The organism is Enterobacter sp. 241F3 (assembly GCF_034106785.1).
Lineage (GTDB): Bacteria > Pseudomonadota > Gammaproteobacteria > Enterobacterales > Enterobacteriaceae > Enterobacter > Enterobacter vonholyi.
Window position 1 is genome coordinate 1 of record NZ_JAWNDD010000019.1, and the last position, 2675, is coordinate 2675.

A 2675-nucleotide genomic window follows, 5' to 3' on the forward strand; every position below is an offset into this window, starting at 1 on the left:
ACAATACTCAACGGTCTTTTTGTTATTTCTTCTTAATGGGCCGGTATGGTTTTTCATATAACGTAATATATTTACAAGCGAGATGTAGTTCTTCATTTTAGTGAAGGTTTCAACAGTTTGTTCATTTTTATCAATTCCTTTTACTATGATTCTTAATTGTTCATCCAATAATTCGAAAGTATCGGAGTTTTTACTCATATATAGGACTGGATTTAGATTGTTTTTCGCTGCCCACTCCTGCGTTAGACCGATACCATAGCAACCATATTTTTTAGTATGTTCTGATAGCAGAGAGAGTCTTATATTACAGAATGACACCATTGGTATTCCAAAGTATCGAATTAATCCCTTTCTGCCGTATATGCGTTCTCTCGCATAAGATGGTTTGAAGAAGCCATCAATAAGTATTGACTCTAATGCATGAATTCTTTTTGTAAAGTGAAGGAATGTTTTTGGATATAGACTTTTTCCCATTGTCATGTTTTCCTGATTGTTAATTATTGTCGATGTATAAACATTGTGATATGGATTATTAATCCGTGTATTTTATAAAAATATACGTGTGTTTATGATAAAAAGTCAATGTAATCCAAAATCATGTTCGAAAAATAATTTGAATCAGCCTCTATCAAATCGAGATGGTTTTAGCTTTGGTAAGGCATTTTTATTGTCCGTACGAAGAGTTGGTGTGTGGTTAAAATCTGCGTCCGGTACTTCGTCTTTGGTTGCGCGACTTGGAAAACGCCTGATCTCATCTGGTGTTGGACTATAAGTGTCACTGTTAAATCTAGCACGTCTCTCATGCTCAGCGCGTGGTACATAGATGCCTTGTACCTCATCAAACACATATTTTTCAGCAATGCGCTTATCATGATCAGCTTCAACAGAAACCGGGGCTGGTTTCTTCTTGGCCCAGACGAATTTCTCCCTTATATATTCAACCACCAGTAGGGTGAAACGCTTGAACAAACCATCTTGAGGAGGTTTAACCTGCTTTCTCTTACTTTTAACAGGAGCGCGTTTAACCGCTCTGGCAGTTGTAGAGGATGGGGTTTTCAGTGTAGTGCGTGTATGAGGTGTAGGGGCAACCAGAACAGGCTGTTGCTCTTCGGATGATGACGACTGCGAACCTGTTTCAGGCAATACGATTTCAACAGGCTCAGGCATTTCTGATACGGTGAAGCTTCTAAGGTCAACAACGATCTGCAGATCTAAATCTTTGAAGGTGTTGTATGTGGCCTGAGCTTCTTGTTTCATCTCATCACGAACAGCCTGTTCAGCAGCACGCTTTTCCTGAACACTCTTACTGTTCCACTTGGCACGATGAACACGCTGCATTGGTGGACGGCTGGTTAACGTAGCTTTGGCAAGCCATAGCGCTTTTTCTTCAACATCCAAGGTAATAGTGGCATTTTCGAGTGCTTCGGCTTGTTGAGCATCAATAGAGCGATGATCAATACGTTCATTACTGCCAGCAGCGGCAAGATAGCGATTGGCAATCACAGACCATGATTCACGCCAAAGGATTACGTTTTTCTTGTCGTTCCAGCTTCTTTCTTTTTTGCAAAAGCCATCAGCCGTGATCGGTTTTAATGTCAACATCACATGAGCATGGGGATTTCCACCATTGAGATCATGAAAAGCAATATCAGCAATCATGCCTTTATCAACGAAATTCTTCTGACAGTATTCGGCTACTAATTTTATCTTGTCTTCATTGCTAAGCTCACAGGGAATAGCAACATCAAAATAGCGTGCTGTTTGACCATCTTTCTGACGCTCAACCCTTTCAACTTCATTCCACAGGGTGGTTGAGCTTTCGATAATATGAGAAGGAGCAGAATCAGGGGCTAATATCTGATGATAGAATAAATCTGTTCTGGGGCTAAAGTCGTAGGTATTGCCAGTGCGATCATCTGTTATTCTGCAACGCGCATGATAAGCAGCTTTCCTACAGGAAGACATGCCCTCCGAGCGCTTCACAATTTTAAACTCCAGATGAAAAATCGCCATATAATAAATGCACCTCTGCTGCTGTAAGTTTTTTGCAAGAAAAACTTTATGTTGAACTTGGTTTTGCTTTTAGCCTGCGGCAGGCAACCGTCGGTAGACCCCACACGCTCACGAAGTGAGTGTATAAGTGGGCATTGTTTTTTCTAACAATGTAAAACCCTCTACTTAATTAATACGAAATATATGAATGCCTGTAAAACAAAATGCCGAGTTAAGCGGCGCAATCTTGATGAAAGGGCGAAGTATTCCGCAATATTACATAGATGGGTTTTATGTAATGTCCGAATGGCAATGGTGGTTTTCACTTACCCCGCCGTAACGTGGGGTAAGTTAAAACAGAGACATAGTAGCATTTAGCGGTATTTTTCTCTGTTGCACAACTCTCTGGTTACGATGTAAAATTAGGATGGAGACGCGACAGGTGAAATAAAAACTAATAAATAAAAATAAGTAACGCAGCGAGTATTAGACAAAAAATTAGTAATGGCTGTTCTGGAGTGTTGTTGTATTTACTTTGAATAATATTAACGTAAGGTGATTTTAAAGTGAATTTCTTTAAACGAGATGATAGTGTCTTAGACGTAATTACAAAAGCAATTACTGTTGTTAGTTTTATTTTTGGTGTCTGGATCTATTTTCACACAATACACCCTGTATTTCAA

At 39.5% G+C, this 2675-nt stretch carries 2 protein-coding genes; both read right to left on the bottom strand.

Annotated features, from left to right (window positions below; translation table 11 throughout):
• A partial coding sequence (locus tag UR504_RS21485) for an abortive infection system antitoxin AbiGi family protein (protein WP_320740160.1) occupies nucleotides 1-480 on the bottom strand: 480 nt, incomplete at its 3' end.
• A 138-nt stretch (nucleotides 481-618) separates the two neighbouring features.
• Nucleotides 619-2013 carry a MobQ family relaxase gene (gene mobQ / locus UR504_RS21490; protein ID WP_320740162.1) on the bottom strand — a complete coding sequence of 465 codons (1395 nt, stop codon included), beginning with the start codon at nucleotides 2011-2013 and terminating at the stop codon, nucleotides 619-621.
• Between the last annotated feature and the right edge of the window lie 662 nt (nucleotides 2014-2675).